This is a genomic window from Pseudomonas farsensis, from assembly GCF_014268805.2.
Classification (GTDB): Bacteria; Pseudomonadota; Gammaproteobacteria; order Pseudomonadales; family Pseudomonadaceae; genus Aquipseudomonas; species Aquipseudomonas farsensis.
The window spans coordinates 1,431,153-1,456,805 of sequence record NZ_JABWRF020000001.1; the positions used below are offsets into that span (position 1 = coordinate 1,431,153).

At 62.7% G+C, this 25,653-nt stretch carries 24 protein-coding genes; 10 read left to right on the forward strand and 14 right to left on the reverse strand.

The annotated features are described in order from the left end of the window. Positions 1 to 121 precede the first annotated feature (121 nt). Entirely contained in the window at positions 122 to 1,318 is a 1,197-nt protein-coding gene (locus HU719_RS06470; RefSeq protein WP_186534986.1) for a sugar transporter, read from the forward strand. Here HU719_RS06470 and HU719_RS06475 read toward each other — a convergent pair. The 6 genes from HU719_RS06475 to HU719_RS06500 form a co-directional block, all read right to left on the reverse strand. Then, positions 1,280 to 2,176, reverse strand: a complete 897-nt coding sequence (locus HU719_RS06475; protein ID WP_186534985.1) for a TIGR03915 family putative DNA repair protein — start codon at positions 2,174 to 2,176, stop codon at positions 1,280 to 1,282. The two genes, HU719_RS06470 and HU719_RS06475, sit on opposite strands and share 39 nt — an antisense overlap. Next, positions 2,167 to 3,387: a putative DNA modification/repair radical SAM protein gene (locus HU719_RS06480; RefSeq protein ID WP_186517813.1), complete on the reverse strand. Its 1,221-nt coding sequence runs from the start codon at positions 3,385 to 3,387 to the stop codon at positions 2,167 to 2,169. The genes HU719_RS06475 and HU719_RS06480 overlap by 10 nt, the downstream gene beginning before the upstream one ends. A gap of 245 nt (positions 3,388 to 3,632) precedes the next feature. Next, the gene (locus tag HU719_RS06485) at positions 3,633 to 4,871 is read right to left on the reverse strand and encodes an MFS transporter (RefSeq protein WP_186534984.1); all 1,239 of its coding nucleotides are present in this window, start codon (positions 4,869 to 4,871) and stop codon (positions 3,633 to 3,635) included. 99 nt (positions 4,872 to 4,970) lie between these two features. Continuing rightward, on the reverse strand, positions 4,971 to 5,456 hold the full coding sequence (locus HU719_RS06490; protein WP_186534983.1) for a signal peptidase II: 486 nt from the start codon (positions 5,454 to 5,456) through the stop codon (positions 4,971 to 4,973). Between the two features lie 156 nt (positions 5,457 to 5,612). After that, on the reverse strand, positions 5,613 to 6,857 hold the full coding sequence (locus HU719_RS06495) for a saccharopine dehydrogenase family protein (RefSeq protein WP_186534982.1): 1,245 nt from the start codon (positions 6,855 to 6,857) through the stop codon (positions 5,613 to 5,615). Positions 6,858 to 6,889: 32 nt separating this feature from the next. Continuing rightward, on the reverse strand, positions 6,890 to 7,987 hold the full coding sequence (locus HU719_RS06500; RefSeq protein WP_186534981.1) for a carboxynorspermidine decarboxylase: 1,098 nt from the start codon (positions 7,985 to 7,987) through the stop codon (positions 6,890 to 6,892). A 233-nt stretch (positions 7,988 to 8,220) separates the two neighbouring features. Here HU719_RS06500 and HU719_RS06505 point away from each other — a divergent pair, with 233 nt between their 5' ends. The 4 genes from HU719_RS06505 (at position 8,221) to HU719_RS06520 (ending at position 10,980) form a co-directional block, all read left to right on the forward strand. Then, positions 8,221 to 8,796: a hypothetical protein gene (locus HU719_RS06505; protein ID WP_186534980.1), complete on the forward strand. Its 576-nt coding sequence runs from the start codon at positions 8,221 to 8,223 to the stop codon at positions 8,794 to 8,796. A 71-nt stretch (positions 8,797 to 8,867) separates the two neighbouring features. After that, on the forward strand, positions 8,868 to 9,761 hold the full coding sequence (locus HU719_RS06510; protein ID WP_186534979.1) for a LysR substrate-binding domain-containing protein: 894 nt from the start codon (positions 8,868 to 8,870) through the stop codon (positions 9,759 to 9,761). A gap of 91 nt (positions 9,762 to 9,852) precedes the next feature. After that, positions 9,853 to 10,557: an SDR family oxidoreductase gene (locus HU719_RS06515; RefSeq protein ID WP_186517798.1), complete on the forward strand. Its 705-nt coding sequence runs from the start codon at positions 9,853 to 9,855 to the stop codon at positions 10,555 to 10,557. Positions 10,558 to 10,638: 81 nt separating this feature from the next. Next, positions 10,639 to 10,980: a hypothetical protein gene (locus HU719_RS06520; RefSeq protein WP_186517796.1), complete on the forward strand. Its 342-nt coding sequence runs from the start codon at positions 10,639 to 10,641 to the stop codon at positions 10,978 to 10,980. A 183-nt stretch (positions 10,981 to 11,163) separates the two neighbouring features. Here the strand turns inward: HU719_RS06520 and HU719_RS06525 are convergent, their stop codons facing one another. Beyond that, positions 11,164 to 12,030 (reverse strand): sensor domain-containing diguanylate cyclase, encoded by an 867-nt coding sequence (locus HU719_RS06525; protein WP_186534978.1) that lies wholly within the window; start codon positions 12,028 to 12,030, stop codon positions 11,164 to 11,166. A gap of 213 nt (positions 12,031 to 12,243) precedes the next feature. Between HU719_RS06525 and HU719_RS06530 the strand changes: the two genes are divergently transcribed. Continuing rightward, positions 12,244 to 12,750 carry a DMT family transporter gene (locus HU719_RS06530; protein ID WP_186534977.1) on the forward strand — a complete coding sequence of 169 codons (507 nt, stop codon included), beginning with the start codon at positions 12,244 to 12,246 and terminating at the stop codon, positions 12,748 to 12,750. A gap of 6 nt (positions 12,751 to 12,756) precedes the next feature. On the opposite strand, the gene HU719_RS06535 is transcribed toward HU719_RS06530, so the two are convergent. Both HU719_RS06535 and HU719_RS06540 read right to left on the reverse strand, forming a co-directional pair. Further along, complete coding sequence (locus HU719_RS06535; protein WP_186534976.1) at positions 12,757 to 13,668, reverse strand: LysR family transcriptional regulator; 912 nt, start codon at positions 13,666 to 13,668, stop codon at positions 12,757 to 12,759. A 29-nt stretch (positions 13,669 to 13,697) separates the two neighbouring features. Continuing rightward, on the reverse strand, positions 13,698 to 14,480 hold the full coding sequence (locus HU719_RS06540) for a hypothetical protein (RefSeq protein ID WP_186534975.1): 783 nt from the start codon (positions 14,478 to 14,480) through the stop codon (positions 13,698 to 13,700). Positions 14,481 to 14,756: 276 nt separating this feature from the next. Here HU719_RS06540 and HU719_RS06545 point away from each other — a divergent pair, with 276 nt between their 5' ends. Beyond that, on the forward strand, positions 14,757 to 15,776 hold the full coding sequence (locus tag HU719_RS06545; RefSeq protein ID WP_186534974.1) for a hypothetical protein: 1,020 nt from the start codon (positions 14,757 to 14,759) through the stop codon (positions 15,774 to 15,776). Here the strand turns inward: HU719_RS06545 and HU719_RS06550 are convergent. Beyond that, positions 15,767 to 16,741, reverse strand: coding sequence for a D-2-hydroxyacid dehydrogenase family protein (locus HU719_RS06550; protein WP_186534973.1), 975 nt, complete (start codon positions 16,739 to 16,741; stop codon positions 15,767 to 15,769). The genes HU719_RS06545 and HU719_RS06550 overlap by 10 nt on opposite strands. A 117-nt stretch (positions 16,742 to 16,858) precedes the next feature. Further along, entirely contained in the window at positions 16,859 to 18,214 is a 1,356-nt protein-coding gene (locus HU719_RS06555; RefSeq protein WP_186534972.1) for a PBS lyase, read from the reverse strand. A 261-nt stretch (positions 18,215 to 18,475) separates the two neighbouring features. Between HU719_RS06555 and HU719_RS06560 the strand changes: the two genes are divergently transcribed. Further along, a complete protein-coding gene (locus HU719_RS06560) occupies positions 18,476 to 18,766 on the forward strand; it encodes a hypothetical protein (protein WP_186534971.1) in 291 nt (96 codons plus the stop codon). Between the two features lie 4 nt (positions 18,767 to 18,770). On the opposite strand, the gene HU719_RS06565 is transcribed toward HU719_RS06560, so the two are convergent. Both HU719_RS06565 and HU719_RS06570 read right to left on the reverse strand, forming a co-directional pair. After that, on the reverse strand, positions 18,771 to 19,895 hold the full coding sequence (locus HU719_RS06565; RefSeq protein ID WP_186534970.1) for an alpha/beta hydrolase: 1,125 nt from the start codon (positions 19,893 to 19,895) through the stop codon (positions 18,771 to 18,773). A 133-nt stretch (positions 19,896 to 20,028) separates the two neighbouring features. Then, the gene (locus tag HU719_RS06570) at positions 20,029 to 22,434 is read right to left on the reverse strand and encodes a TonB-dependent siderophore receptor (RefSeq protein ID WP_186534969.1); all 2,406 of its coding nucleotides are present in this window, start codon (positions 22,432 to 22,434) and stop codon (positions 20,029 to 20,031) included. 376 nt (positions 22,435 to 22,810) lie between these two features. Between HU719_RS06570 and HU719_RS06575 the strand changes: the two genes are divergently transcribed. Then, positions 22,811 to 23,140 (forward strand): DHCW motif cupin fold protein, encoded by a 330-nt coding sequence (locus HU719_RS06575; protein ID WP_186517769.1) that lies wholly within the window; start codon positions 22,811 to 22,813, stop codon positions 23,138 to 23,140. Positions 23,141 to 23,221: 81 nt separating this feature from the next. On the opposite strand, the gene HU719_RS06580 is transcribed toward HU719_RS06575, so the two are convergent. Next, a complete protein-coding gene (locus HU719_RS06580) occupies positions 23,222 to 24,130 on the reverse strand; it encodes a LysR family transcriptional regulator (protein ID WP_186517767.1) in 909 nt (302 codons plus the stop codon). Between the two features lie 171 nt (positions 24,131 to 24,301). Between HU719_RS06580 and HU719_RS06585 the strand changes: the two genes are divergently transcribed. After that, positions 24,302 to 25,633 carry a dicarboxylate/amino acid:cation symporter gene (locus tag HU719_RS06585; RefSeq protein WP_186517765.1) on the forward strand — a complete coding sequence of 444 codons (1,332 nt, stop codon included), beginning with the start codon at positions 24,302 to 24,304 and terminating at the stop codon, positions 25,631 to 25,633. Positions 25,634 to 25,653: the final 20 nt, after the last annotated feature.

Genomic DNA, 25,653 nt, shown 5'->3' on the forward strand with positions numbered 1-25,653 from the left:
GCCCAGGCTTGATGCGTACCATGCGGGCATCCTTCCAACAATAAACCGTGCGTCGACCAGGCTGAATCATCGCCTGGGGTGCGCGTTCTGTTGCCCTGTCTGTGGAGAAAAGCCTTTACCCATGAATGGTCCGATTCCAACCCAAATGCCGCCCACCGCCGGTGGCGGCAGCTGGCTTAGCGTCATCGCCCTGGCGTTGGCGGCGTTCATCTTCAATACCACCGAGTTTGTACCGGTCGCGCTGCTTAGCGATATCGGCCGCAGCTTCGACATGAGCACCGCCCAGGTCGGCCTGATGCTGACCATCTACGCCTGGGTGGTGGCGCTGGCCTCGTTGCCGATGATGCTGATGACGCGCAACATCGAGCGGCGGCGCCTGCTGCTGTTCGTGTTCGTGGTGTTCATCGTCAGCCACTTGTTGTCGTGGGTGTCGCAGAGTTTCGCCATGCTGCTGGTAAGCCGCATCGGTATCGCGTTGTCCCATGCCGTGTTCTGGGCCATCACGGCCTCGCTCGCGGTGCGGGTGGCACCGCCCGGCCAGCAGGCCAAGGCCCTGGGGCTGCTGGCCACCGGCACAACCCTGGCGATGGTCCTGGGTATCCCGTTGGGCCGGGTCGTGGGCGAAGCGCTGGGCTGGCGGGTGACGTTCCTGTGCATTGCCGGGGTGGCGCTGGCCACCATGCTGTGCCTGATGAAGTCGCTACCGTTGTTGCCCAGCCAGAACTCAGGCTCGCTGCGCAGCCTGCCGGTATTGTTCAAACGCCCGGCGCTGGTGATTACTTATTTGCTGGTAACGCTGGTGATCACCGCGCAATTTACCGCCTACAGCTACATCGAGCCGTTCGCGCTGCACGTGGCGCAGATTGGCGGCGATCGCACCACACTGCTGCTATTGCTGTTCGGCGGTGCCGGGGTAGTGGGCTCGGTGCTGTTCAGCCGCTACAGCGAGCGTTTCCCACAGGGTTTTCTGGTGGGTTCGATTGGCGCGCTGGCGGCATGCCTGCTTTTGCTCCTGCCGCTGTCGGGCAACTTCTACCTGTTCGCCGGCCTGAGCATGGTGTGGGGTATCGCGATTCTAAGCTTCAGCCTGGCGCTGCAATCGAAGACGCTGAAGCTGGCTTGCGATGCCACCGATGTGGCCATGGCCTTGTTCTCGGGCATCTACAACATCGGCATTGGGGGCGGGGCGTTGCTGGGCAGTATTGTCAGCAGCCAGTTGGGCGTGGCTGATATTGGCCTGGTGGGCGGCAGCGTTGCAGTGGTGGGGCTGGTGCTGGCGCTAGCCAGCAGCGGGCGTTTTCGCCAAGCGCTGGGCTGACAACTCAGCAGCCATCTGCCCGGCTGTCTTGGCCACCTGTTTGCCGCGCTGCATGCCGACTTCCAGCGCTTGCCCGTCGCGCTGTTTGCCGTGGCGGGCCTGGCCGACCAGTTGCGGTATCAACGGCCCTTCGGGCAAGTTGCGCCAGAAGCGCCCAGGCAAGTGCTGGCGCAGGGCGTCGGGGTTGAGCCGGGCCGGGTTGAAGATATTGCGGTAGTAGGTAAGCCACAGTTCGGCGCCTGGGTCTTCGGCGTTGCGCGCCCAGTCTTGCCACTGGGGCGGGCAGTTGCGCTGGTAATCCAGCGCCTTGCCGTCGTAGCGAATGCCATCACGCGGCGTTGCGATCAGCCAGCGCTGGCGGCCTAGGCGCTCGGCAAAATGGCCGCTGGCGCTGTCGAGAATGTCATGGGCCGGCTCATGCCAGGCGATCAGGTCCAGTTGTAGCGTTTCGGCCAAGGCCTCGGGCAGCGGCACGAAACGCACGAAGGCATGCAAGTGATGAGCTTCGCGGCTGACCTGCTTGATACGCCGATGCAGCTCGCTGCCCAGGCGCTCACCCGCCAGCATGGCAGTGCGGTCGCCGTGGGCGACGCGCCACAGCACCTCATACAACAGGTTCCAGCGTTGCTCGCCACGGTAACGGCTGGCCTGTTCCAGTTGCGCAAGCAATGCCGCCGGAATGCGGGCACGAAACGGCCCGTCGCCTTCGGGCAAAGGCGCGGGTACGGCCAGCAGGTCGTCCATCGGCCCTTGGCCCCAGGTGACTTCGGCAGGGTCGATGCCATGGCCGAGCAGGCGCCGGGCCTGGTCGCGCCAGGTGGCGAAGCAGTCTTCGCAGTCGAGTGCTATCACCCCCACAACCCCATCTGCACCGGGGCCTGCGGCTCGCGCAGCCTTGCGCGCAACAGGCCGCTGCGCAGTTCTGCCTGCGCCGGGCGATAGTCGCTGGTGACGATAAAGGGCCGGGCTTTGTCCAGCACGCAGCGCAGTTGAATCAAATCGTCGTAACGGATACGCCGCTCGCGACGCAATGCCACCAGGCGCTGCACGCTGCGCAGGCCGATGCCCGGGATGCGCGCCAGCAGCGCCGGCTCGGCGCGGTTTACATCCAGCGGGAAGACTTCGCGGTTGGCCAGCGCCCAGGCAAGCTTTGGGTCGATGTCCAGCGCCAGGTTGCCCACTTCACCGAGTAACTCACCGGCCTTGTAGCCATAACCGCGCAGCAGGAAGTCGGCCTGGTACAGGCGGTGTTCGCGTAGCAGCGGCGGGGCGGCCAACGGCACACTGCCGGGGCTGTCGGGGATCGGACTGAAGGCTGAGTAATACACGCGCTTGAGGCCAAACCCTTGGTACAGCGATTCAGCGTTGCGCAGCAGGGTGCTGTCATCGGTGGCGTCGGCGCCGACAATTACTTGGGTGCTTTGCCCGGCAGGCGTGAAGCGCGGTGCGCGCGGCTCATTGGCCACCGCCTGCTGGCCCTGATAGATCACGCCCATGGCCTGGCGAATGGTGCTGGCTTGTTTTTCCGGCGCCAGCAGTTTGAGGCTGGCATCGGTGGGCAATTCGATATTGACACTGAGCCGGTCGGCCAGGCGGCCGGCTTCTTCAATCAGCAGCGGGTCGGCGTCGGGGATGGTCTTGAGGTGGATGTAGCCGCGGAAGTTGTGTTCCTCGCGCAGCAGCCGGGCCACGCGAATCAGCTGTTCCATGGTGTAGTCGGCCGAGCGGATGATGCCGGAGCTCAAGAACAGGCCGCTGATGCAATTGCGCCGGTAGAAGTCCAGCGTCAGGCGGACCACCTCTTCGGGGGTGAAACGTGCCCTGGGGACGTTGCTGGAGCGGCGGTTGACGCAATACTGGCAGTCGTACAGGCAAAAGTTGGTCAGCAGCACTTTGAGCAGCGAAACACAGCGCCCATCGGGGGTATAGCTGTGGCAGATGCCCATGCCGTCGGTAGCGCCAAGGCCATCACGCCCGCGCGAACTACGCTTGGGCGCGCCGCTGCTGGCGCAGGAGGCGTCGTACTTGGCGGCGTCGGCGAGGATGCCGAGTTTGGCGATAAGTTGCATGGGCGCAATCCAGTAATACTGAGTATTCATACAGTATTTCGAGATTGTTCTGATAGCAAGCGCCAGTTGTCGAAATGCCTGACTGATTCAGTAGGCCAACGGCATCGCCAATTTGTTTGTCGAGTGTGTGAATTCTAACGAGTCAGCGATCTTCTTCAGGGTGAGATGGGCTGGGGAGCTGGGACCTTCTTAAGATGAGGCTGTGGTCCAGACCGGGCTTTTCTTCGCTCTATGTAGGCCACATCCTATGAGTTTATCTCGCGCTGCTTACTGCCTATCCCCAGCGCCCCTGTCAGCCGCCGAGCCCGCCAGCGCCACCCCAGCCGCCCCAGGCTGATCGCCCAATTGATCAGTGCCAGCAGCAGTACCACCTCAAGCAACCCAGCCACCCCAGCCTGCTCGATGACCTGCCCGGCCAGCCACGGAAAACCGAATACACCGATAAAGTACGCCAGGCTGAACAGCACCAATGCCTGGGCCATATGACCAGCCGGTGCCTGATTGGCAGCCTGGCCGTTGATTACCGAGTAGGTCAGCCCGTAGCCCACCCCCAGCACCGCTGCGGCCAGCACATACGCGGCGCCGCTGTACACGGTAAAGCTCAGCATCAAGACCGCCAGCACCATCAGCCCGCTGAGCAGGCAGGCAAACAGGTACGGGTCGCGCTTGACGATCAGCCCCGCTACCAGCAGGCGGCAGCTGATGGCGGCGCAGGTAAAACCCACGAAGAACAGCGAATAGTCGAGTTGCCGCGCGGCTGCATAACTGGTCTGAAAACTCGACAACCCAGCAAAAATGGCGCCGCCCAGGCCGACCATGATGATCGGGAACACTGCCGGTGACGCCAGCACCCGCAGTACCGCGCGCAGGCTCAGCCGGCTCGCACCAAGCGGCCCCACGCCGGCCTGGGCCTGGCGCAGCGGCGCGGCGATGGCAACGAACAGCAGCCCGCCCAGCACGCTGGCACAAGCGGCGCTGACGAACGCAGTTTCGAGGGGCAGGCCGAGGGCTTCGAAGATACGCCCGGTCAGTGGCCCGCTGCCGATGCCGGTCATCATGCTGCCCGAAAGCAGGGCGAAGTACTTCATCCGTTGCGACGGCTCGATGGTCATCGCTACGATGATTGGGCCGAGGGTGTAGAACGTGCCCCAGCCAAACCCCAGCAGCACGCCGAACGGCAGCAGCACGTTGGCCTGCGCCGGTGCCCAGGCAAAGCCCAGGCAGGCCCCGGCCAGCAACAGTGCCGCGCCGGCGACGGTGCGGGGTGCGCCGATGCGGTCGCTGAGGTGCCCGCAGGAAACCACCGCCACGAAGGTGCTGAGCATGGCACTGGCAATCACCTTTCCGGCATCCGACTCGCCGCCGCCGTGGGCGGCCATTAGTTTGGCCAGCAGGAAGGTGCAGCCGTATGACAGCGAAAGCAGGAAACTGGCCAGGCAGAACAGCGCGAACAGGCGCTGCGGGGCAGGGGTAGGCGCGGTCATACAGGCGTCTCTTTTTATAGGTGTGGCAGCTATAACAGAGCGTGCAGCCGTTTCAGGTATGAACATCGCGACCTTGAGGTTAGCGCCCGATCACCTTATTCAGCTTTGTGGCTTTTTCAGGCCTGTCCACAGCAGCACACCGGCACCGGCCATGATCGCAATGTCGGCGAGGTTGAACACGCCGGTGTGCAGCGGCCCGAGGTTGAGCACCAGGTAGTCGACCACATGGCCGTCGCGGGTCACCCGGTCGATCAGGTTGGCAATACCGCCCATGGCGATGAAATACGCCGCACCTGCCTTGAGGGGGGTGGCTGCCCAGTTGCGCAGTGCCCAGACAATCGCCCAGCAGCACACCACGCCAACCATGGCCACGAAGATCAATTGCTTTACCAGCGGCGACAGGCCGGCGCCCAGGCTCAGGAAGGCGCCGGGGTTCAGGCTCAGCGCCACATCCAGCCAGGCATGCTGGTTGCCGAACACATAGCTGTGGGACTTGAGGCCTACCAGGGCGATGAGCTTGACCCACTGGTCGAGCATGATGAAAGCGACACCCAGGATCAGGGTGAGGGTACGGCTGGAAAGCATGCAGGCGGTTCCTTCGCTGCGCAGGTCATGGCGGGGTTGCCGGCAGCGCGGCGAAGATAGCGCAGGCGTGGCCTGAACGAAAGGTCCGAGCGCCAGGGCAGTGGCTGGCCTATAGATGCAGAAAGGGCGCCAGATGGCGCCCTTGCGGTGTGTTACTCAGGCTTCAGCGTCCCACGGACGGTCGCCTTTTTCATCTTTGACACGGGTCGGCAGGCCCATTACATCAAGCGCCCTGAGGAACGGCTCGGCTGGCAGTTCCTCGACGTTGACCATGCGCCCGGCATCCCACTCGCCGCGGGCAACCAACAGCGCCGCAGCGACTGGCGGCACGCCAGCGGTGTAGGAAATGCCCTGGCTGTCGGTTTCGGCGTAGGCCTCTTCGTGGTCAGCCACGTTGTAGATGAACACCTCGCGCGGCTGGCCGTCCTTGGTGCCTTTGACCAGGTCGCCGATGCAGGTCTTGCCGGTGTAGCCCGGGGCCAGCGAGGCTGGGTCCGGCAGCACGGCCTTGACCACTTTCAGCGGTACCACTTCCAGGCCTTCGGCGGTCTTGACCGGTTGCTCGCTGAGCAGGCCGAGGTTTTTCAGCACGGTGAACACATTGATGTAGTGCTCGCCAAAGCTCATCCAGAACCGCACGTTCGGCACGCCGAGATTCTTCGAGATCGAGTGCACTTCGTCGTGGCCGGTCAGGTACAGGTTCTGCGAACCCACTACCGGCAGGTCGTCGGTGCGCTTGACCTCGAACATGCTGTTGCTGGTCCACTGGCTGTTCTGCCAGCTCCAGACTTGCCCGGTAAACTCACGGAAGTTGATTTCCGGGTCGAAGTTGGTGGCGAAGTACTTGCCGTGGGACCCGGCATTGACGTCGAGAATGTCGATCGAATCAATGCGGTCGAAATACTGCTGCTGCGCAAGTTTTGCGTAGCTGTTCACCACACCCGGGTCGAAACCGACGCCGAGAATGGCGGTAATGTTCTTCTGCTGGCATTCCTCGAGGTGTTTCCACTCGTAGTTGCCGTACCAGGGCGGGGTTTCGCAGATCTTGCCCGGTTCTTCGTGAATTGCGGTGTCCAGATAAGCCACACCGGTATCGATGCAGGCACGCAGCACCGACATGTTAAGGAACGCTGAGCCTACGTTGATCACGATCTGCGATTCGGTTTCGCGGATCAGTGCCTTGGTTGCCTCGACATCGAGGGCGTTTAGCGAGAAGGCCTGGATGTCGGCGGGTACCTTGAGGCTACCCTTGGCCTTGACGCTGTCGATGATGGCCTGGCATTTGGAGATGTTCCGTGACGCAATCGCAATACGACCCAGTTCGTCGTTATGCTGTGCGCACTTGTGGGCCACCACCTTGGCGACACCTCCTGCACCAATGATAAGAACGTTCTTCTTCAATTTATCCCATGCTCCTTACTGTGGTAGCCGTCTTAGGACAGGCTGGAAACGTAGTCGTCGAAACCGAACTCGCGCACTACTTCGACGCTGCCGTCGAGTTGCTTGACCGCGATGGAAGGCATTTTCAGACCGTTGAACCAGTTTTTCTTGACCATGGTGTAGCCCGCCGTGTCGATGAACGACAGGCGATCGCCGATGGCCAGGGGTTTGTCGAACTGGTACTCGCCGAAGATGTCACCGGCCAGGCACGATTTGCCGCAGACCATATAGGTGTGCTCGCCATCGTTGGGGGCCATCTTGGCGTTGAGGCGGTAGATCAGCAGGTCGAGCAGGTGTGCTTCGATCGAGCTGTCGACTACGGCCAGGTGCTTGCCGTTGTACAGGGTGTCGAGCACTGTCACTTCCAGCGAGGCGCTGTTGGTGATGGCCGCTTCGCCAGGCTCCAGGTAAACCTGCACGCCGTACTGCTCGGAGAATGCCTTCAGGCGCGCGCAGAACGCCTCCACGGCATAGTCTTCGCCGGTGAAGTGGATGCCGCCACCCAGGCTTACCCATTCGACCTTGTGCAGCAGGTGGCCGAAGCGCTCTTCGATGTGGCTGAGCATTTTGTCGAACAGGCCGAAGTCGCCGTTCTCGCAGTTGTTGTGGAACATGAAACCGGAAATCTGCTCGATGACCTGCTCGATTTTCACCGGGTCCCATTCGCCCAGACGGCTGAAGGGGCGCGCAGGGTCTGCCAGCAGGTAATCGGAGCTGCTGACCTGTGGGTTGACACGCAGGCCGCGGACCTTGCCTTGGGACTGTTCGGCGAAGCGTTGCAGCTGGCCGATCGAGTTGAAGATGATCTTGTCGCAGTTTTCGAGCATCTCTTCGACTTCATCGTCGGCCCAGGCCACGCTGTAGGCGTGGGTTTCGCCGGCAAACTTCTGGCGGCCGAGCTTGAGCTCGAACAGCGAAGACGACGTGGTGCCGTCCATGTACTGCTGCATCAGGTCGAACACCGACCAGGTGGCGAAGCACTTGAGGGCAAGCAGGGCCTTGGCACCGGATTTTTCGCGCACGTAGGCGATTTTTTCCATGTTGCCCAGCAGCTTTTGTTTATCGATGAGGTAGTACGGCGTTTTGATCATCTAATAGGCCCCCGGCCAGGCCGGCCAAAAAAAGGACACGCATTGTGCCTTCACTTGCCACAGTTCGAAAGGGCGCAGGGCGCTTTTCGTCGAGTTGCGTAGGATTTGCGCCGGTGGCGTCTTCAGCAAAACGGCGGGTGCAGTTGAACAGAGGATTGTGACCGTACAACTGTTCAGGGAATCATCGAGCTTTTGAGTGGTCTTTGCTGGCACACAAGTCAAGGGACCCGACCATGCGTCTGCACGTCTATTTACTCGCCTTGCCGCTGTTGGCCGGCTGTCAGTACTTGCCCCGTACCGAGTATTTCACCGCACCGCAAAACGAGCCGAACCCGGCGTTCATACGCATCATCAACTTCACCCAGCATGCCAGCATCTATCAGTACAGCAATGGCGTGCGCTCAGGCGGGGTGGTGCGTACCGGGCCCTTGCCGTTCATTCACACCCAGGACATCGGCATGCCCAAAGCCGGCCAGGACCTGACCTTCGACTTTTATGAAACCGCTGTGCACCCAGGTAAAGAAACCGAGGTTTACATGAGCTGGGAAGGCGAAAAAACGCGTTATTGCTTCGTCACCGCCAAGTTCACACCCCAGCCCGGTCGTTATTATCAGTTCCGCATGACGTCCGGCGACGAGGGGTCTTGCAAGCTTTTCCCGACAACCGTTGAACAGGGTGCTGACGGGGCCTGGACGCTCAAGCCAAACCCCGATGTGACCTACCCCGATGGCGGCCCGGAGAGAACAACCTCATACGGCAACGACCTGTACCGCGACCCGAACTACAAGCCGTTCGTGCCACCTACCTGATCCCTTGGCCTTCCCATGGGGCAAGCGTGGCGTTAGCCTGCTGTGACCTCAGCCAATAGAATTTGCACCCCATGCCTGCCGGATTCCCAGCGCTGCCGTCGCTCAATGCGCTGCGCATGTTCGAGGTGGCCGCCCGCCAGCTCAATTTTCGCCTTGCCGCCGAGGAACTGGGTGTGACCCAGGCTGCCGTGGCGCAGCAGATTCGGGGCCTGGAGGCGAGCCTGCAAGTGCGCCTGTTCGAGCGTCTGCCGCGTGGCCTGGGCCTGACCGATGCTGGGCGCGCCTATAGCACCAGCGTGCGTAGCGGCCTGGCGATAATCGATGAGGCAACCCAGTTGCTGCGGCCGCAGCCATTGCAACTGACCGTCAGCGTGACCCCCACCTTTGCCTCGAAGTGGCTGATCCCAAGGCTTGGCCATTTTGCCGATGCCCACCCCGATATCGACCTGCGGCTGCTGGCCACCGACCGGCTCTCGCACTTTCACACCGATGCGGTAGACCTGGCTGTACGCTACGGCACACCGCCGTTCGGCGCCGGCTTGAACGTCGAGATGTTGATGCAGCCGCACGTGGTGGCGGTCGCGAGCCCCGGATTGCTGGGCGAGAAGGGCCGTCCCGATAGCTTCGAAGCCCTGCAACGTTTCGTAGCCTTGCACGATGCCCATGACTATTGGCCCGCGTTCAGCGCTGCGGTGTTTCCCGGCCACCCGCCGGCAACGGCACGCAATGTGCGTTTCAACCAGACGTCGCTGGCCATCGAGGCCGCTGTGGCCGGGCAAGGTATTACCTTGGCCAGCCGTGCTTTCGTCGAGGCCGACCTGGCGGCGGGCAGGCTTGAGCAGGTATTCAGCTTGCAGTGGCGGCTGGACAAGGCGTTTTACCTGGTCTGGCCACGCAAGGCTCAGGCTGGGGATGCGCTGCGGGTGGTCAGGGATTGGCTCCGGCAGCAGGCAGCCAATAGCTGAGCTACTGGCTGACGCTTGCTGCGCTGTCTGCCTGCCTCTGCACCTGGCTGCTAGGGTGACTGCACTCGAACGCAGTTCATCAGGAGGCAGCATGTCAGTTCAGAAAGTGGCAATCATCACCGCCGGCGGCAGCGGCATGGGCGCAGCAGCGGCGCGGCGCCTGGCCGCCGATGGCTTCAAGGTGGGCATTCTGTCGTCCTCGGGCAAAGGCGAGGCGCTGGCGGCCGAGCTGGGCGGCATTGGTGTCACGGGCAGCAACCAGTCGGTCGACGACCTGCAACGCCTGGTCGATGCGGTAATGGCCAAGTGGGGGCGGGTGGATGTGCTGGTCAATAGCGCAGGCCACGGCCCGCGCGCACCGATTCTGCAGATCAGCGATGATGACTGGCATACGGGCATGGAGGTGTACTTGCTCAATGTAATCCGCCCGGCGCGGCTGGTAACGCCGATCATGCAGCAGCAAAAGGGCGGGGTGATCATCAACATCTCGACCGCCTGGGCCTTCGAACCCAGCGAGATGTTCCCCACATCGGCCGTGTTCCGTGCGGGGCTTGCGGCATTCAGCAAGATATTCGCCGACACCTACGCGGCCGACAATGTGCGCATCAACAACGTATTGCCGGGCTGGATCGACAGCTTGCCGGCCACCGAGCAACGCCGCGACATGGTGCCGCTCAAGCGCTATGGCACCAGCGAGGAAATTGCTGCGACGGTAGCGTTCCTGGCAAGCGATGGGGCGGCGTATATCACCGGCCAGAACCTTAAGGTCGATGGCGGGCTGACTCGAAGCGTTTAATGCAACCTAATGCAGATTCCGTGGTCCGACGACTCCGAGGCCGCAATCGGCCTCGTTCATTTTCGGGAAAAGGAGTTTTGCATGTTCTCAGCACGGATCAGCGCTGCGGCGCTCTGCGTGGCAACACTTGGCCTTGGCAACGTCGCTCTGGCCAGCTCGCAGGCAGAGAACCACCAGGTAGCGGTCACCATCGTTGCCATGGAGCAGGTCTGCAACAAGGCCGTACCCGGCCTGAATGGCACAGTCGCCAACCTGCTGGCCAAGGAGCCTGTCGAGGCGCCGCTGAAGGCCGAGATTCTGAAAGTGCAGTCCGAGCCGCAGTACAAGGCTGAAGTTGACGGCATGGTTACTCAACTCTCTGGCTCGCCGCTGGGCAAAATGGCGGTGGAGAAGGGTACCTGCAACGGCTACGCCGCCAAGTAAGGCCTATGTCTGGCCAGGCACCTAAATTGTAGGAGCGGCCTTGCGCCGCGATGGGCTGCGAAGCGGCCCCAGGATATGTGCACCCAGCTGATATCGCCGGGGCCGCAAAGCGGCCCTTTCGCGACACAAGGCCGCTCCTACAGCGCATAGCGTTCGCATCGACCGTCCAAGCCCGGAGCCTATCTAGCCTCGGGCGCTATACCTGCGGCGTTTTTTCTCATACATGTCGCCATCGGCATGGCTGAGCAGCGCGTCTGCATCCAAGCCATCTGCCGGGTAGCAGGCCACGCCAATGCTGCACGATGGCATTGCCAGGCCGCCAAACGCATCGCCCAGCGGCTCGGCCATTACCGCCAGAATCTGCGCCATGCGCTCGCTCACCGCGGCAGCGGTGTAGCTGTCGGTGAGCAATATGGTGAACTCGTCGCCGCCCATCCGCGCCACAGTGCCCGAGCGGCCCACGCAGCTTTCCAGGCGCCGCGCCACCGCGCACAGCACGCGGTCGCCCAAGGCATGGCCGTACAGGTCGTTGATTGCCTTGAAGCCGTTGACATCCAGAAACAACAGCGCAAGTGGCTGCTGTTGGCGCTGCGCTGCCTGCAACGCAGCCGCCAGGCGCTGATTGAACAGCGAACGGTTGCTCAGCCTTGTCAGCGGGTCGTGATGGGCAAGAAAACGTAGCTCCTGCTCGGCCTCGGTCAGTGCTGTTACGTTGCGCGCCACGCCAATGCGCGCGCCTACTTCGTCCGACCAGAACGCCGCCCAGAGGATGTGCACCACCGCGCCGTCCTTGCGGATATAACGGTTGCGAAAGTCAAAGTGGGGCTGGCCGTTCATCACCCGCACAATCGATGCGCGGGTGGCTTCGAGGTCGTCGGGGTGCATGTAGCGGGTGATCGGTGTGCCGATCAGCTCGCTGGCCTGATAGCCGAGCAGGGCCTCGCAGGCATCGCTGACGAAGACGATGGCGTTGTCCCGGTCGACCACGAAAACGGCGTCCAGCATCAGGTGGATCAGCCTTGGGTAGAGGGCTTGCAGGTCAACGGGCATGGGAGAGGAACGTCCGGTACATGGGGCGCGAGCAGCATACACAGGGCAGGGGCGGTTTCACCATGGGCGAAATAGCCGTGCGTCGGCGTCCGGGACAGGTGTCGGCTGGTTAATGATATTCGGGAGACGAATATGGAGAGTGCACATTTTCGATTTCCATCCATGATGGCTATGCGGGATCGTCTGCCAACCACTTTTATGCAGAGGCAGACCATGTTCAGCAAAGCCACTTTTTTTGCGTTCCTTCCGGCAGGCCTGGCCTTGCTGGCCGGCGCAGCACTTCCGTTCCAGGCCGCCAGCAATGCCGCCGTGGGCCGTGCGCTTGGGCACCCATTGTGGGGCGCGCTGACATCGTTGCTGGTCAGTACCGTGGTTGTGGTGGCGGCGTTGTTGGTGCTGCGGGTTGCGGCGCCCAACCTGGGCAAGGCGCTACAAGGCCCTTGGTGGCTGTGGATCGGCGGCGTGCTGGGTGCATTGTATGTGGCGGGTGCGGCCGCGCTGACACCCAAGCTTGGCGCTGGCGGCTTCTTGATGCTGGTCGTTGCCGGACAGATATTCACGGCAGTGGCGGTGGATCACTTCGGTTTGATGGGGCTTGCCGAGAAAGCGGTCAGCATCGCCAAGGTGTCGGGTGTGCTGTTGATTATGGGTGGCGTGCTGCTGGTGCAGGGCGTCGGCACTTCTGCGCCGGCAGCTGTCGCGGTGCCCGGCGGCAAGTAGGCCGGCCTAGCCCTGCTGCGGCTGGCTGCAGGCGTATAGCGCTTCGCGCAGCCAGCGGTGCGCGGGGTCGTTGTCCTTGCGCGCGTGCCAGGCCTGCTGATACGCGATGCGTGGCGCGGTAAAGGGCGGGGCGAAGCGGGCGAGGGTGTCGTAGCGCTCGACCGAGGCTGCCGCGCGGCTGGCGACGGTCAGCACCAGGTCGGTGCCTGGCAGCACCTCAAGGGCTGCGCTCCAGTGCGGCAACACCAGCGCGATATGGCGGCTGAGCCCGAGGGCGGCGAGGGCGCGCTCGATCTCATCGAAGGCATCCGGGCGCATCGCCAAAAGCACATGGGGGCGCGCCAGCCATTGCTCGAGCGGCAGCGCGCCACTGGCTGGCAAGCTGTTGCGGTCTGCCACGCTGATGAAGTCCTCGCTGAACAGCGCTTGCAAGGTGATGCCTTCGGGCACGTCGTTGAATACCCCAAGCGCCAGGTCCAGTTCGCCGTCCTGCAACTGCGCCATCATGACCTCGCGGCTGGCCTGGCTGATGGCCAGGTCGATGCCGGGGGCGTTGCGCCGCAGGAATTTCACCAGCGGCGGCAGGATGATCCGCGAGGCATAGTCAGACAGCGACAGCCGAAAGCGCCGCTGCGCCGAGGCCGGGTCGAAGTTGGGCGCAGCGAGCAGGCCATTGAGGCTGGCCAGCGCATCCTGCAGTGGCTTGGCCAGCGACTGGGCACGCGCCGTAAGGACCATGCGGCCTTGCTGGCGCACCAGCAGCGGGTCGTCAAAATGCGTGCGCAACTGCGCCAGCGCGTGGCTGACAGCGGGCTGGCTGCGGTGCAGGCGAACGGCTGCGCGGGTGACATGCTTTTCGCTGAGCAGCGCGTTGAGCGCCAGCAGCAGGTTCAGGTCGATCTTGCGCAGTTCGTCCATGGCGGGGCCTGAGTGGGTATCGGGCCGGCTTATCGGCCTACGGCCTGCTCGATGAGCAGTTTCCAGTTTTGCGCTTCTTGCCAGTCGGCGCCGAAGGGCATTTCCACCCAGAACGGGTGCTGGCCTTCGCACTGCAACTGCACCTGCAGGGTGAAGCTGCGCACCGTGGTGCTGGTGGTCGTGGTGGTCGAGCGTGACTTGCCGCCGCCGAGCATGCCCCAGTTGTTGGTAAAACCGTAGACGTGGCGGCTGCTGTGGGTGGTGGTGGTATTGCTGGTGACGTTGGTTTGCGCCTGTTCATCGACGCGCACCTGCTTGACCACGCGGGTGGCGTCCATCAACGCATGGCGTTCACCGCTGTGGTCGGCCAGCAGGTAGAGCATGCCGCTGTCGGGGTAAACGCCGAGCATGCGCCCGTTGCGGGTGATCCAGCGGTAGGCGCCGAGGGCCTGGCTTTGCATGAACGCCTTGCCGGCCTCGCGGCGCACGTCATCGGCATGCTTCCAGGCTTTGTCGACCGCCCATTGCTGCGGGCGCCACAGCAGCGACACCGGCCCATAAAGAAAGCCCAGTACCCACCAGATGATGCCAGCGAGGATTGGCCCGCCGAAGTAGTGCCCGGCCCATACCCACTTGACCAGCAAGAAGGCACAGAACACCGAAATAACGGCCAGGAACCCGCGGCTGATGGTGCGCACTCGCTCGGCCAGCCGTGCCTGTGCCTGCTGCAGCAGGTTCAGAGCCTCAGTGAGCGGCGCGGGGGTGGCGGTGAGGGTGGTGTCGGGGAGGGGGGCGATTTGCTGGCTCGACATGGTGCATCCTGCAGAAGTTGGGCAACGCAGCGCTCAAGGGCGCGACGGTTGGGGAGTATACCTTGGGTTCGTCGCGAGTTCATTTGCTGGGTCTTTCCAGTGGGCGGTTCCATGGTTTTGTACAAGCCCGCTCGCCACAACGGTTTGGCTTCCAGCATCCAGCCGGAGTCGCATGGGTACCCATGCTCATCGCGGGGCAGTAACCCTAAAACGCTTGCTCCTTTCAAATTCTGTAATACCCTGCGCCAGCCAGCGTGCAAATCCACAAGGAAGTCGATGATCCCAGTAAACCCCGCAGGCATGCTTGTCGCCTTCCTGCTTCTGCTGCTATCCCTGCAATGCCTGCTGGCGCTGACGGTAGGCCTGGTCGCCCTGTGCATCCCTCGCCGGCGAGCCTATTTCTGGTCGCTGCGCCGCCGCTTCATCCCCTTGGCCGTGCTCTTGCTGCTGGGCAGCTTGCCGATGCTGAGCTTGTTCTATCAGTGGTTTGAAGACTGGCAGCAAAGCCAGGCGCTGAACCCGACGCTCAAGCAGCCGCAAACCTTGGGCGACCTGCACCTGCCAGCGGGAACCAACGTCTGGCTGCAGCGCCTTGCGCCACTCAGCGACCTCAGCGGCAACCCACTGCCGTACGGCTTGGCAAGCCTGAAACGCGCCGAATTCAAACGCACTCCCGGCCAGATTCTCGGCATGCAGGTGAGCCGCCTGGAGCTTGATGACGCCCGTGGCCTGGCTGACCTGAGCATCGAGGCCCCAGCCTGGATTGAAGGCTGGCAATGCTCGCCACAAAGCGAGGTGCACATGGTCTACCCCTTCAACGCGCCGTTCGTATTCGCTGACTGGCGCCTGGGGCGCTGCACGCTCGCCGCTGGCAGCCACGCGGGCGGCATCCAGTGGCCGGACGCGGTCACGTTGAATGCCATCGGCAAGGACGGGTGGCAGTTACAGGCCGATGAGTCACAAACGCCCATCCGCCTGGGCCGCATGAGCGTGCTGGCGCTGCGCCTGGTGCTCGATAGCGAGCGCCGTGAGGTTTTCTCTTGGTCGGCACAGCTTGCCCAGGCGCTGCAACTCCAGGGCATGGAGTACCCGGCCGGCACGGTGGTCAAGGGCAGGCAAGGCAGGCTGATTTTCGCCGCCAATGACAAGGCGCCCGCCAAGGACCTTACCACCGGCAATGCGCTACCGGCACGCCAGGCCGTGGCCCACGACGAGGTCACCGGCAAGCGGCTGGGCATCTACCCGATCAGTCAGGTGGGCATCTACCCGCTGGAGGTCAGCGACGACTACGAGTGACCCAGTGCTTCGGGGTTGGCCACCTGGGTCGGGGCTCCGGCGCAATAGGCCAGCACGTTGTTGAACGCATCGCCGAAGTACAGTTCATAGCCGTTTTTTTCCACATAGCCCAGGTGCGGCGTGCACAGCACGCGCGGGTTACGCAGCAGCGGGTGGTCAGGGTTCAGCAGCGGTTCTTGCTCGAACACATCCAGCGCCGCAAACCCCGGCCTGCCGGCATCCAATGCCTGCTCCAGGGCGCCCGGTGTGATCAGTTCGGCGCGGCTGACGTTGACCAGCAGCGCGTCGGCTTTCATCCGCCCAAGGTCATCCAGCGTCACCAGGTGGCGAGTGCTGTCGGACAGCCGCAGGTTGAGGCTGAGGATATCCGCCTCGGCAAAAAACGCCTCGCGCGAGCCCGCCGCCCGGTGCCCGTCAGCCTGGGCAGCGGCGCGGCTGGCCTCGCTGCCCCACACCAGTACTTGCATATCGAATGCCTGGGCATAGCGCGCCAGCCGTTGGCCGATCTTGCCGTAGCCCCAGATGCCCAGCACCTGACCGGCAACGGCCTGGCCCAGATTGACCTGCCACAGCCCCTGGCGCATTGCGTCGATGGCGGGCACCAGTTGGCGACGGGCGTTGAGGATCAGCGCCCAGGCCAGTTCTGCCGGGGCCACGGGTGAGCCGCGCCCCTCGGTCACCACCACACCGTGCGCGGTGCAGGCAGCAAGGTCGAGGTGGCCGGCGATCTTGCCAGTCTGGCTGATCAGTTTGAGCCGCGGCAGGCGTTGCAGCAGGGCCGCGTCGATACGCGTGCGCTCCCGGGTCAGTACCAGTGCATCGGCATTGGCAAAGCGTGCGGCCAGTTCATCAAGCGAGGCAGGTTCGCGGTCATGCAGCACGGTGACTTCGTGGCCAGCCAGGCGGCGGTAGCAGTCGAGGGTACGGATGACGTTCTGGTAGTCGTCTGGGATGACTATGTGCATGCGGGTGGGCTCGGGCGTGGCGCAGGTTACGGATTGTAGCTCCAGATTAGAGCCTGACGCGCTCCTGCACGCGAACGCGTCGCTTGTGATTTTGCGGGAGGCTGGCCCAGGTGCTGATCACTTCACCACACGCGCCACGCATCCCCGCTCGATAAGCCCGGATGCAGCCAGGCCCTTGAGCGTCTGCTCCAGCGCCTCACGCTCGGCAACTGGCGTTACCGGGTCGACTATCCGGTACTGGCGGTTGCACCAGCGGGTGATTTCCTGCAACCAGAAATCCTCAAGCACAGGCTCTGCCTGCATCCGCTTGACGAGGTAGGCAGCTTGTTGCCACGGCGACATCAACCCCAGCACCTGGCGCCGGCGCTGCTCTGGCAAACGCTGCCAGTGCGTGTCCAGGCTCGCGCTGACCGGCGCGTTGAGCGCAGCCCAGGGCAGCTTCCCAAGGCGCGCGATCACTGCATCGAAGACCTTGTCGGCGTCATCTTCGAGCAGCCCGAGCAGGGTGCCCGCCGATGCATCATCCTGTAGGTGCACGGCGGCAAGCCGCACCGACGGATAGCCAGCCAACAATGCCGCACTGCGCCAGGCTTCGGGCAGCTCGCCGCCAATCTCCCCGGCAAGCCCCAGTAGCCCCAGCCAGTGTTTTTTAAGGCTCGGCATAGGCTGTGCCAGTTGCGCGGCCAGCACGGCGTGAGCGTCCACCCCATGGCGTGGCGCTTCCCAACGCGCAAAGCTGCGTACCGCCGGGGAGGCATCCAGCAGCGCCGCCTGCAGCACCGCCTTCGGGTCTTCGAGCAGGGGCACCAGGGCGCGCAGCAGCCGCACCCGCACACGGGCAATCGAGCGTGGCAGCGCAGCTTCCAGCAGTGCCACGGCTTGGGCTCCGGCGCTGGCTTCGCAGGCCGCAATCGCCGCCAGGCGCACGTTCAGTTCACGGTGGGCCAGGCCATCACGCAGCAGTGGCCCAGTCGGCTCGACCACCTCCAGCAACAGCGCGAACAAGTAGCACGCGGCTTTGCCATGGCGAACCTGGAAACACGCGTAGACCACCTCGCGCACATCGGCGCCTTGCAGCACCGCGCGCACCTTGGCCAGCGTCGGGCCGTGGTCGGCACGCTGGCGAGCAGCTAGCGCCATGAGTGGGTCGAGGGCGCAAAGCAATGCGGGTGCACCGGGGCTGTTGAGGTAGGCCTTGATGCCAGCGGCGGCCAGCTCCCGCACTTGCGGCACCCAGTCATTGAGCCGCTCGATCAGTTCAACCAGTGCTTCAGGCGATGGCGTGCTGGCCAGTTCACGCACCGCCACTTCACGCACAAAGCCATTGTGATGCCGGCTCAACTGCGCCCAACTGCCGCTTTGCGCGGTGCTGGCGATCAGCTCCAATGCCTCGTTGCGGCGCTGGTCAGCCCATGACGCGGCGGGTGTCTGTTTTGCCTTTAGCCAATCCAGCCAGCTTCCAGTGGGTGCCACATTTATTCCTTTGAATGTGCTTGCTTGCGCAGTTGCCGTGAATGCTACCTGATCGGGCCGAGCCTGGCATATGCCCTGCTGAGTGCGGTGCTACCCGGCAGAGCGATACATCCATTACCATCGGGCCGTTATTCGACGGTTTTCTGCGGATCATGGAAGGTGAAAAAACATGCATGAAAGAACAGCGACGCACCTGTTGCTCATAAGCCCGCATCATCAGGTCGGGCTTCACGCTCAGCCACCTCAAGCCGAGCAGTGCGCATGAACCCTTCAAGTGCACTGCAGCTCACCCGTTGTATTGGCTACCTTTCGGTTGCTGCGTTGATCCTGGGGCTCGGCTTGGCGCTTTACGCCCTGCAGATGAACAGTTCATCGCCGGTCGACCTGTCGGGCGCCCTCGCGCTGGTGGTGCTTTGGCTCACCAACCTGGTAACGCTCATCCTCAACGCTATCTACTGGTGGGTCCGCAGGTGGCCGAAATGGCTGCTGGCCACTGTGGTAGTCCAGGCTTGTGCAGCCGTTGCGGCGCTGATACCCATGCTGACTTCCTGAGCACTCAGGGCTCGAACGTCCAGTACTTGCCGCCTTTGGCTTTCGTCGCCTTCAGCTTGGCTCGCTGCGCGGCCCTTGCGTGGGACTGAATCAGCGTCGACAGGTCCATCACCACCGACTTGCTGTTGCCCACATAGGAATGGGCATAGAAGTCAGTGTCCACATTCGAGGCATCGATGGTCTCGATGCCGGGTATCACGGGGACCCCGCCTCGGGTATCGCCCAGGCGGTACTCACCATTGAAGTAGTGCGACAGGGTCATGGTGACATCCCGGGATGACGCGTACAGCGTGATATTTTGCGCTGCCGCCACCAGGCCAGGGGCGATCTGCTCCTTGAACACGGCGGTGTCGATATCGGGGGCGGCGATGATCAGCTCCTTGAGCTTGCTCTTGATGCCGGGGTCTTCTTCGCGCAGCTCGGCCAGGGCTTTGGTCAGCCCCTGATTGCCCATGCTGTGCGCCACGATATAAACGTTCTCGGCATTCGATTGCGCGAACACATCGGCCAGAAACGCCTTGAGCCGGGGCGTGGAGCGCTCGAGCGTCTGGCGGTCGACGAAGTACAGGGACTCGCGGGCTTTCGAGGGCCAGCTGTAGAACACCGGCGCGCCATCAAAATTGAGGTCATTGGCCATTTGCGCGGTGCGCCGCGCGGCATCTTCGAACGACACGTTGTAGCCATGCACGAACACCAGCAGGTTCTTGCCCTGGCTTTGCGCAACGCGATTGGCAAGGCCTGCGTAGAACTCGTTCCTGGGTTTGACCCAGGTGTCGAGCAACACCACATGCCGGTCAGGGTTTTCCTTGAACTCGAGCCGCCATACCGAAGGCGACTCCAGGCGCCCGACATCGTGGTCGGGCGGAATGCTGACCTCGCATACGCCGTAGCTGATTTCGCTGCCTGCCTCGGTGAACATCTTGCGCGGGTCCGGATCGTGGGTGAGCATCCGGTCGGTGGCGAAGTAGGTACGCACGACTTTATGGCCCACCGTGCCGGCAAGGCCATCCCCACGGTCGTAGCCGCTTGATGCGCAACCGACCAAGCCTGCGCCCACGGCGATCAACACCAGAAGAGCCAGCCGTTTGCCAGCGGCCGCTATCGAACTACGTTCCATTGTGTGGTGCATTGCCGCCATCCTGTCTTCGCCGCTTTATTCGCCTGATCCCTCAAGGGGCGGACGGCAAGATATCCCATGGCGAGCGACGGATCACGCTTTTCCGAGGCGCACAGCTGCACAGCTGCTGGGCGCCGGGCTTGGGTTAGAAGGCGTAGACCAACGTAGCCGTGGCACTGCGTGGGGTGCCGTACCAACCACGCGCGCCAATTGCCGTGTAGTAGGTCTTGTCCAGGGCGTTGTTGAGGTTCAGCGAGACGCTGGTTTGCGGGGTGAACGCATACTGCGCCATCAGGTCGACGATGCTGTAGGCGTCCTGGTAAAACGTCTCTTTATTTGGCCCAGAGTTTCTGTAGGACTCGGCGCCCTGCCAGCGCACCCCACCGCCAACCTTCAACTGCGGCAGCGATTGCAAGCGATAGCTGGTGAACAGCTTGAACGTGTCGCGCGGGACTTCGGTGAGCAGGCGCTTGTCATCGGCGTCTCGGGCTTCGGCATAGGTGTAGCTGGCCGAAGCCTGCCAGCCCGGCATGATTTCCCCGGCCATTTCCATCTCGAAACCACGGGTTTTCGTGCCGGATTCCGAGCGGTAGGTCTGCTCGCCGTTCGGCCCCGGCGGGAGGCCGTCGGGGACTGCCAGGTTGTCCTGATGCACCTCGAACACACTGAGTGCGCCAGTCAGGCGCTTGTCCCAGAACTCGCTCTTGAGGCCCAGTTCGTAGTTCACGCCTTCCAGCGGGTCGAGGTAGCTGCCGGCCGCGGTTTTGTTGCTCTGCGGCTTGAAGATAGTGGTGTAGCTGGCATAGGCCGACCAGTTGTCGTCAATGTCATACACCAGCCCCAGGTAAGGCGTGACAACGCCGGTTTCGCTGCGCGACGTGCGTTGTGTTTCTCCAGTCGAGTAACGATAGTGTGACTCGTCCCGTTGCCAGTCGATGACCCGTGCCCCGGTGATCAGCGAAAGGTCGTCGGCCAGGCTCCAGCGCACCGACGCCACCAGGCCGTCCTGGGTTTCATCCAGTGCGTCCTTGGTGGTCTTCGCGTAGATGGAGGCCGGTATTGGCAGCGAGCCGTCCCAGTTGTTGATGTCGTCGATGCTTTGCCTAGTCCACAAATCAAACCCATCGTTGCGGTAGTAGGACCGGTAGTGGCTGGCGCCCACGTAGAGCTGGTGCTCGCGCGACAGCAGCTCGAACGGGCCGTTTGCCGACAGGTCGAAGGAGGTCTGCCGAGGCGCGCCGGCCCAGCGGCCAGTCCAGGTGTTGATGCCGCTGCCATCGGGGTTGACCGTGCCTTCGGCCGCAGTGGCAAACGCATCGTCATAGCTGCGCCGGTTATGCTCGGCGCTAAGCTTGAGCTGCCAGCCATCGTCCAGTTGCTGCTCCAGGGTGGTGAACAGCGTCTTGGTGCGGCGCTTGTGGTAACTCCAGTCTGCGGCCGAGTTGAATGAGCGCGAAGGCCTGAAGTGGCTGCCGTCGGTATTGAACATCGGGAAGCCGTGGTTGCCAGCGCCCTGGTTGTCCATTTCCTGGTATTCGGCACCCACCGTCAGCAGTGTGCTGTCGGTAAGGTCCCATTCGACCACACCGTAGCCCACCTGCTGTTCCAGGCTCTGGCGGTCGACATGGCTTTTATTGTCGGTGGTCGAGGCGACCAGGCGGCCACGTACGTGACCGCTTTCCGACAATTTGCCGGAGACGTCCAACTCGGTGCGGTAGCTGTCCCAGGAACCCGCCTGAAGGGTTAGCTTGCGCTGGGTCTCGAAGGTTGGTTTCTTGCGGATCAGGTTGACGGTAGCGCCTGGGTCACCGGTGCCGGACATCAGCCCTGTTGCGCCGCGCACCACCTCGACGCGGTCATAGGTTGCCATGTCGGCGAGGTCGTCCTTGGCGCCAAAGCTAGTGGGCCGGTTGATGCCGTCGACCTGAATGCTGTTTACCTCGAAGCCCCGTACGTAGATGTGGTTGGCGTCACTGCCGGCCGGGCCCATGCTGTCGACCACCACGCCCGGGGTTTGCTCCAGCACCTGGGTAACGTTGGTGAGGTTCTGGTCTTCGATCTGCTGACGGGTTACCACGCTGACCGACTGCGGGGTTTCACGCGCCGAGAGCCGCAGCCCGGTAGCGGTGCTGGCCGAGCCTGTGGTGTAGCTGCCGGTGCCCTCGGTGGTGGCGCCCAGTTGCACGCTGGAGACCGTAGTTGCGCCCAGCTCCAAGGCTGCGCCACTGCTGGGGCGGGCCAGCAAATAGTGGTTTTCGGCGGCTTGCTGGGCCTGCAGGCCGGTGCCTTGTAGCAGTTGCGCCAGGCCCTGTTCGGGCTCGAAGCTCCCCTGCAGTCCTTCGCTGTGCAGGCCGGCGCTATCCTCGCTGCTGAAGCTGACGACGACGCCGCTGGCCTTGGCGAACGCGTTGATGGCCGTTGCCAGCGAGCCCGCCGGGATGCTGTAGCTGACGGGCGCTGCCCAAGCGCTGCCTAGCAGCGATCCAGAAAGGCCGATTGCCAGTGCGGCTTGGCGAACGTTGACAGCGAGGGGAGTGAAGCGAGCGGACATCCATTGACTCCTGATTGTTCGATAAGGCGTACTCATTAGCAATAATAGTAATGCTAATGATAATCCATCGCATAAAGAGGGGCGGGATGGTGGCCGCTCTATCTCGGGGTTGTCAACAGATGTTTGGGCGAGAGTGGGGTGTCAGATAATGGCAAAATGCCCGCAATCCGCGTGAGAGTACGATCACTACAGCCCTGTTCTGGTTTGCTTTGCCGAGCCAGCTTTCGGGTGCGCTCCACACCCTGTTCTGCAAAACTGGAAAGCGTTTCGCTAGCCTGCGCGTGCAGGGTGTATGGCGTAAAAACGAGCGCTCTGTATCTGTTGCCGGCAGTGGGGTGTGGGTACGTTTGGCCACCTGTCATTGCATGAGGCAACCATGGAAATCAACGCCATCCCGTTCGGTATCACCGACTGGTCGCAGATCGAACGCACCGAGCACCCCGGCGAGCAAGGCGTGGCCCATTGGCGGACTTGCCAGTTTGGCGCTGTGCGTGTGCGCCAGGTGCAATACAGCGCTGGATATCTCGCTGACCACTGGTGCAGCAAGGGGCATATCCTGCTGTGCCTTGAGGGCCAACTGGACACCGAGCTTGATGATGGCCGGCAGTTCACGCTCACCGCAGGCATGAGCTATCAGGTGGCCGACAATGCCGAGGCGCATCGCTCTTCGACGGCGAGCGGCGCCAAGTTGTTCATCGTCGACTGAACGCAGCTTGTTATAGAACCCCCAGCGCTTGTGGAACGGGCTGGGGCCCTTGCGCAATTGAGGGCGGCCAGTGGCCGCTGCTTACACCTGCGGCCAATCGGCCCCTTGGCTGAAGAACGCGCGCAGGTGTTCGATGAAAAACGATACCTTCGCCGACAAGTTCAGCCGTTCCAGATACACCGCATAGATATCCGCAGGCGGTGTGTCGTAGTCCTTCAATACCTCTATCAGCCGCCCACTGCGCAGGTGTTCTGCCAGATTCCATTCGGCGCGCATAAGAATGCCCTGGCCATCCAGCGCCCAGTTCAACGCCACCTCGCCATCGTTTGTACTCAGCCGGCCATGCACCTTTACCGACTCGCTCTGCTTGCCGCGGGCGAAACGCCACAGGCCGAAGGCTGCATCGTTCTGGCGCAGCACGATGCAGTTGTGCTGTGCCAGGTCTTTGGGGGCCTGTGGCGTACCGCAGGCGGCCAGGTAATCCGGGCTTGCGCATAGCCGCCTGCGGTTGACGGCGATACGGCGGGCAATCAGGCGCGAGTCAGGCAGCTCGCCAAAGCGGATGGCGACATCGATGGCATCGTCGGGCAGGTTGATCGGCCGGTCGGTCAGGTGCAACTGCACTTCGACCTGCGGATGGCGCCGGGCGAACGAGGCAATGGCCGGTGCCACATGGGTGCGGCCAAAGCCCAGCGGTGCATTGACCCGCAGCAGCCCCTTGGGCTCGGCCCGGCTGCTGGACACCTGGCGCTCAAGCTCGGCAATTTCCTCGAGGATGCGCCGGGCGTTGACCAGGTAGGTCTCGCCTTCGGCGGTCAGGCTGATGCTGCGCGTGGTGCGGTTGAGCAGCCGTACACCCAGGCGTTGTTCCAGCTGCGCCAGGCGCTTGGAAACCGCAGGCGGGGTGAGATTCAGTTCGCGCGCGGTGGCCGCCAGGCTCCCTAGGCGCACCAGCTGGGCAAAGAAAGCCAGTTCCGAGACCGGGTTCATTGGTAACTCCAGGGAACTAATGATGTGAATTCGATTGTATTACAGCTTTCTGGAAAAACCATTACCGTTGCCTGGCGTGATTAACCACAAAAAAACTGGGCTAACCAGCTGCCTGCCGGGGCTGCCCAGACGCCAATCAATCCGACTCACAACAATAATTCGGAGACGGCAATGGCCAAGCGATACCTTGGAAAACTGTATGTACAAGTGCTCATCGGGGTGACCCTGGGCATTCTGCTCGGGGTGCTCTGGCCCCAGTTCGCAACCGACCTCAAGCCGTTGGGCGATGCCTTCATCAAGCTGATCAAGATGGTCTTCGCCCCGGTGATCTTTGCCACCGTGGTGCTGGGCATTGCGCGCATGGAAAACATGAAGGAGTTGGGCCGTGTTGGCTCGCGTGCGCTGATTTACTTCGAAGTGCTGTCCACCTTCGCCTTGGTACTGGGCCTTGTGGTCGTCAACCTGGTGCAGCCGGGGCAGGGCATGAATGTCGACCCGGCGACTCTTGATGCCAAGAGCATTGCCACCTACACAAGCGCTGCGGCAGGCGGCACTGGCAGTTTCACCGACTTCATGCTGCACCTGATTCCGGCCAGTGTCACCGACGCCTTCGCCAAAAACGAAATTCTGCAGATCCTGCTGTTCTCCAGCCTGTTCGGTATTGCCTTGGCGCACCTTGGGCCACGTGGCAAGCCGGTGGTGGATGTACTTGAATCCTTCTCCCACGGCATGTTCCACATCGTTGGCATGGTCATGCGCCTGGCACCGCTGGCGGCTTGTGGCGCCATGGCGTTCACCGTGGGCAAGTACGGCCTGGGCTCTATCGTGTCGCTGGGCAAGTTGATGGCAACCATGTACCTGACCTGCTTCCTGTTCGTGGTCATCGTGCTCGGGTTCATTGCGCGGCTTTCGGGGTTCAGTCTGTGGAAGCTGCTCAAGTACCTCAAGGAAGAGCTGTTCACGGTGCTGGGTACCAGTTCGTCCGAATCGGTCGTGCCGCAGTTGATGACCAAGCTTGAGCGCGTCGGTGTATCCAAGCCTGTAGTTGGTTTGGTGATCCCCTCAGGGCTGACTTTCAACCCCGACGGGCAGTGCATCTACTACACCATGGCCGCGATCTTCATTGCCCAGGCCACCAACACCCCGCTGACCTTGATGGACCAACTGATCGTGCTCGGGGTGCTGCTGCTCACCTCCAAGGGCTCGGCTGGCGTTACAGGTTCAGGCTTCATCACCTTGGCCGCGACCCTCGCGACCATGGACAACATTCCGGTGGCGGGCATGGTCCTGCTGCTTGGGGTTGACCGCTTCATGTCAGAGGCACGCGCCATCACCAACACCATTGGCAACGCCGTCGGCACTGTGGCCATCGCCCGCTGGGTCGGCGCCCTTGACCAGCACCGCATGACCCAGGTGCTCGACGGCCAAGTGCCGGACGATCCGCAGTCTGAGCCAGAACCCGAAGCGCCTGTGAGCGCCGTGATCTTTCCCCGAAACGCCTGACCAAAGCCTTGTGATGCAAA

Coding starts and splice junctions, on each gene's coding strand:
- HU719_RS06470 (WP_186534986.1), top strand. CDS start 122: ATGAATGGTCCGATTCCAACCCAAATGCCGCCCACCGCCGGTGGCGGC.
- HU719_RS06480 (WP_186517813.1), bottom strand. CDS start 3,387: ATGCAACTTATCGCCAAACTCGGCATCCTCGCCGACGCCGCCAAGTAC.
- HU719_RS06485 (WP_186534984.1), bottom strand. CDS start 4,871: ATGACCGCGCCTACCCCTGCCCCGCAGCGCCTGTTCGCGCTGTTCTGC.
- HU719_RS06490 (WP_186534983.1), bottom strand. CDS start 5,456: ATGCTTTCCAGCCGTACCCTCACCCTGATCCTGGGTGTCGCTTTCATC.
- HU719_RS06500 (WP_186534981.1), bottom strand. CDS start 7,987: ATGATCAAAACGCCGTACTACCTCATCGATAAACAAAAGCTGCTGGGC.
- HU719_RS06505 (WP_186534980.1), top strand. CDS start 8,221: ATGCGTCTGCACGTCTATTTACTCGCCTTGCCGCTGTTGGCCGGCTGT.
- HU719_RS06510 (WP_186534979.1), top strand. CDS start 8,868: ATGCCTGCCGGATTCCCAGCGCTGCCGTCGCTCAATGCGCTGCGCATG.
- HU719_RS06515 (WP_186517798.1), top strand. CDS start 9,853: ATGTCAGTTCAGAAAGTGGCAATCATCACCGCCGGCGGCAGCGGCATG.
- HU719_RS06520 (WP_186517796.1), top strand. CDS start 10,639: ATGTTCTCAGCACGGATCAGCGCTGCGGCGCTCTGCGTGGCAACACTT.
- HU719_RS06525 (WP_186534978.1), bottom strand. CDS start 12,030: ATGCCCGTTGACCTGCAAGCCCTCTACCCAAGGCTGATCCACCTGATG.
- HU719_RS06530 (WP_186534977.1), top strand. CDS start 12,244: ATGTTCAGCAAAGCCACTTTTTTTGCGTTCCTTCCGGCAGGCCTGGCC.
- HU719_RS06535 (WP_186534976.1), bottom strand. CDS start 13,668: ATGGACGAACTGCGCAAGATCGACCTGAACCTGCTGCTGGCGCTCAAC.
- HU719_RS06540 (WP_186534975.1), bottom strand. CDS start 14,480: ATGTCGAGCCAGCAAATCGCCCCCCTCCCCGACACCACCCTCACCGCC.
- HU719_RS06545 (WP_186534974.1), top strand. CDS start 14,757: ATGATCCCAGTAAACCCCGCAGGCATGCTTGTCGCCTTCCTGCTTCTG.
- HU719_RS06550 (WP_186534973.1), bottom strand. CDS start 16,741: ATGCACATAGTCATCCCAGACGACTACCAGAACGTCATCCGTACCCTC.
- HU719_RS06560 (WP_186534971.1), top strand. CDS start 18,476: ATGAACCCTTCAAGTGCACTGCAGCTCACCCGTTGTATTGGCTACCTT.
- HU719_RS06565 (WP_186534970.1), bottom strand. CDS start 19,895: ATGCACCACACAATGGAACGTAGTTCGATAGCGGCCGCTGGCAAACGG.
- HU719_RS06570 (WP_186534969.1), bottom strand. CDS start 22,434: ATGTCCGCTCGCTTCACTCCCCTCGCTGTCAACGTTCGCCAAGCCGCA.
- HU719_RS06575 (WP_186517769.1), top strand. CDS start 22,811: ATGGAAATCAACGCCATCCCGTTCGGTATCACCGACTGGTCGCAGATC.
- HU719_RS06580 (WP_186517767.1), bottom strand. CDS start 24,130: ATGAACCCGGTCTCGGAACTGGCTTTCTTTGCCCAGCTGGTGCGCCTA.
- HU719_RS06585 (WP_186517765.1), top strand. CDS start 24,302: ATGGCCAAGCGATACCTTGGAAAACTGTATGTACAAGTGCTCATCGGG.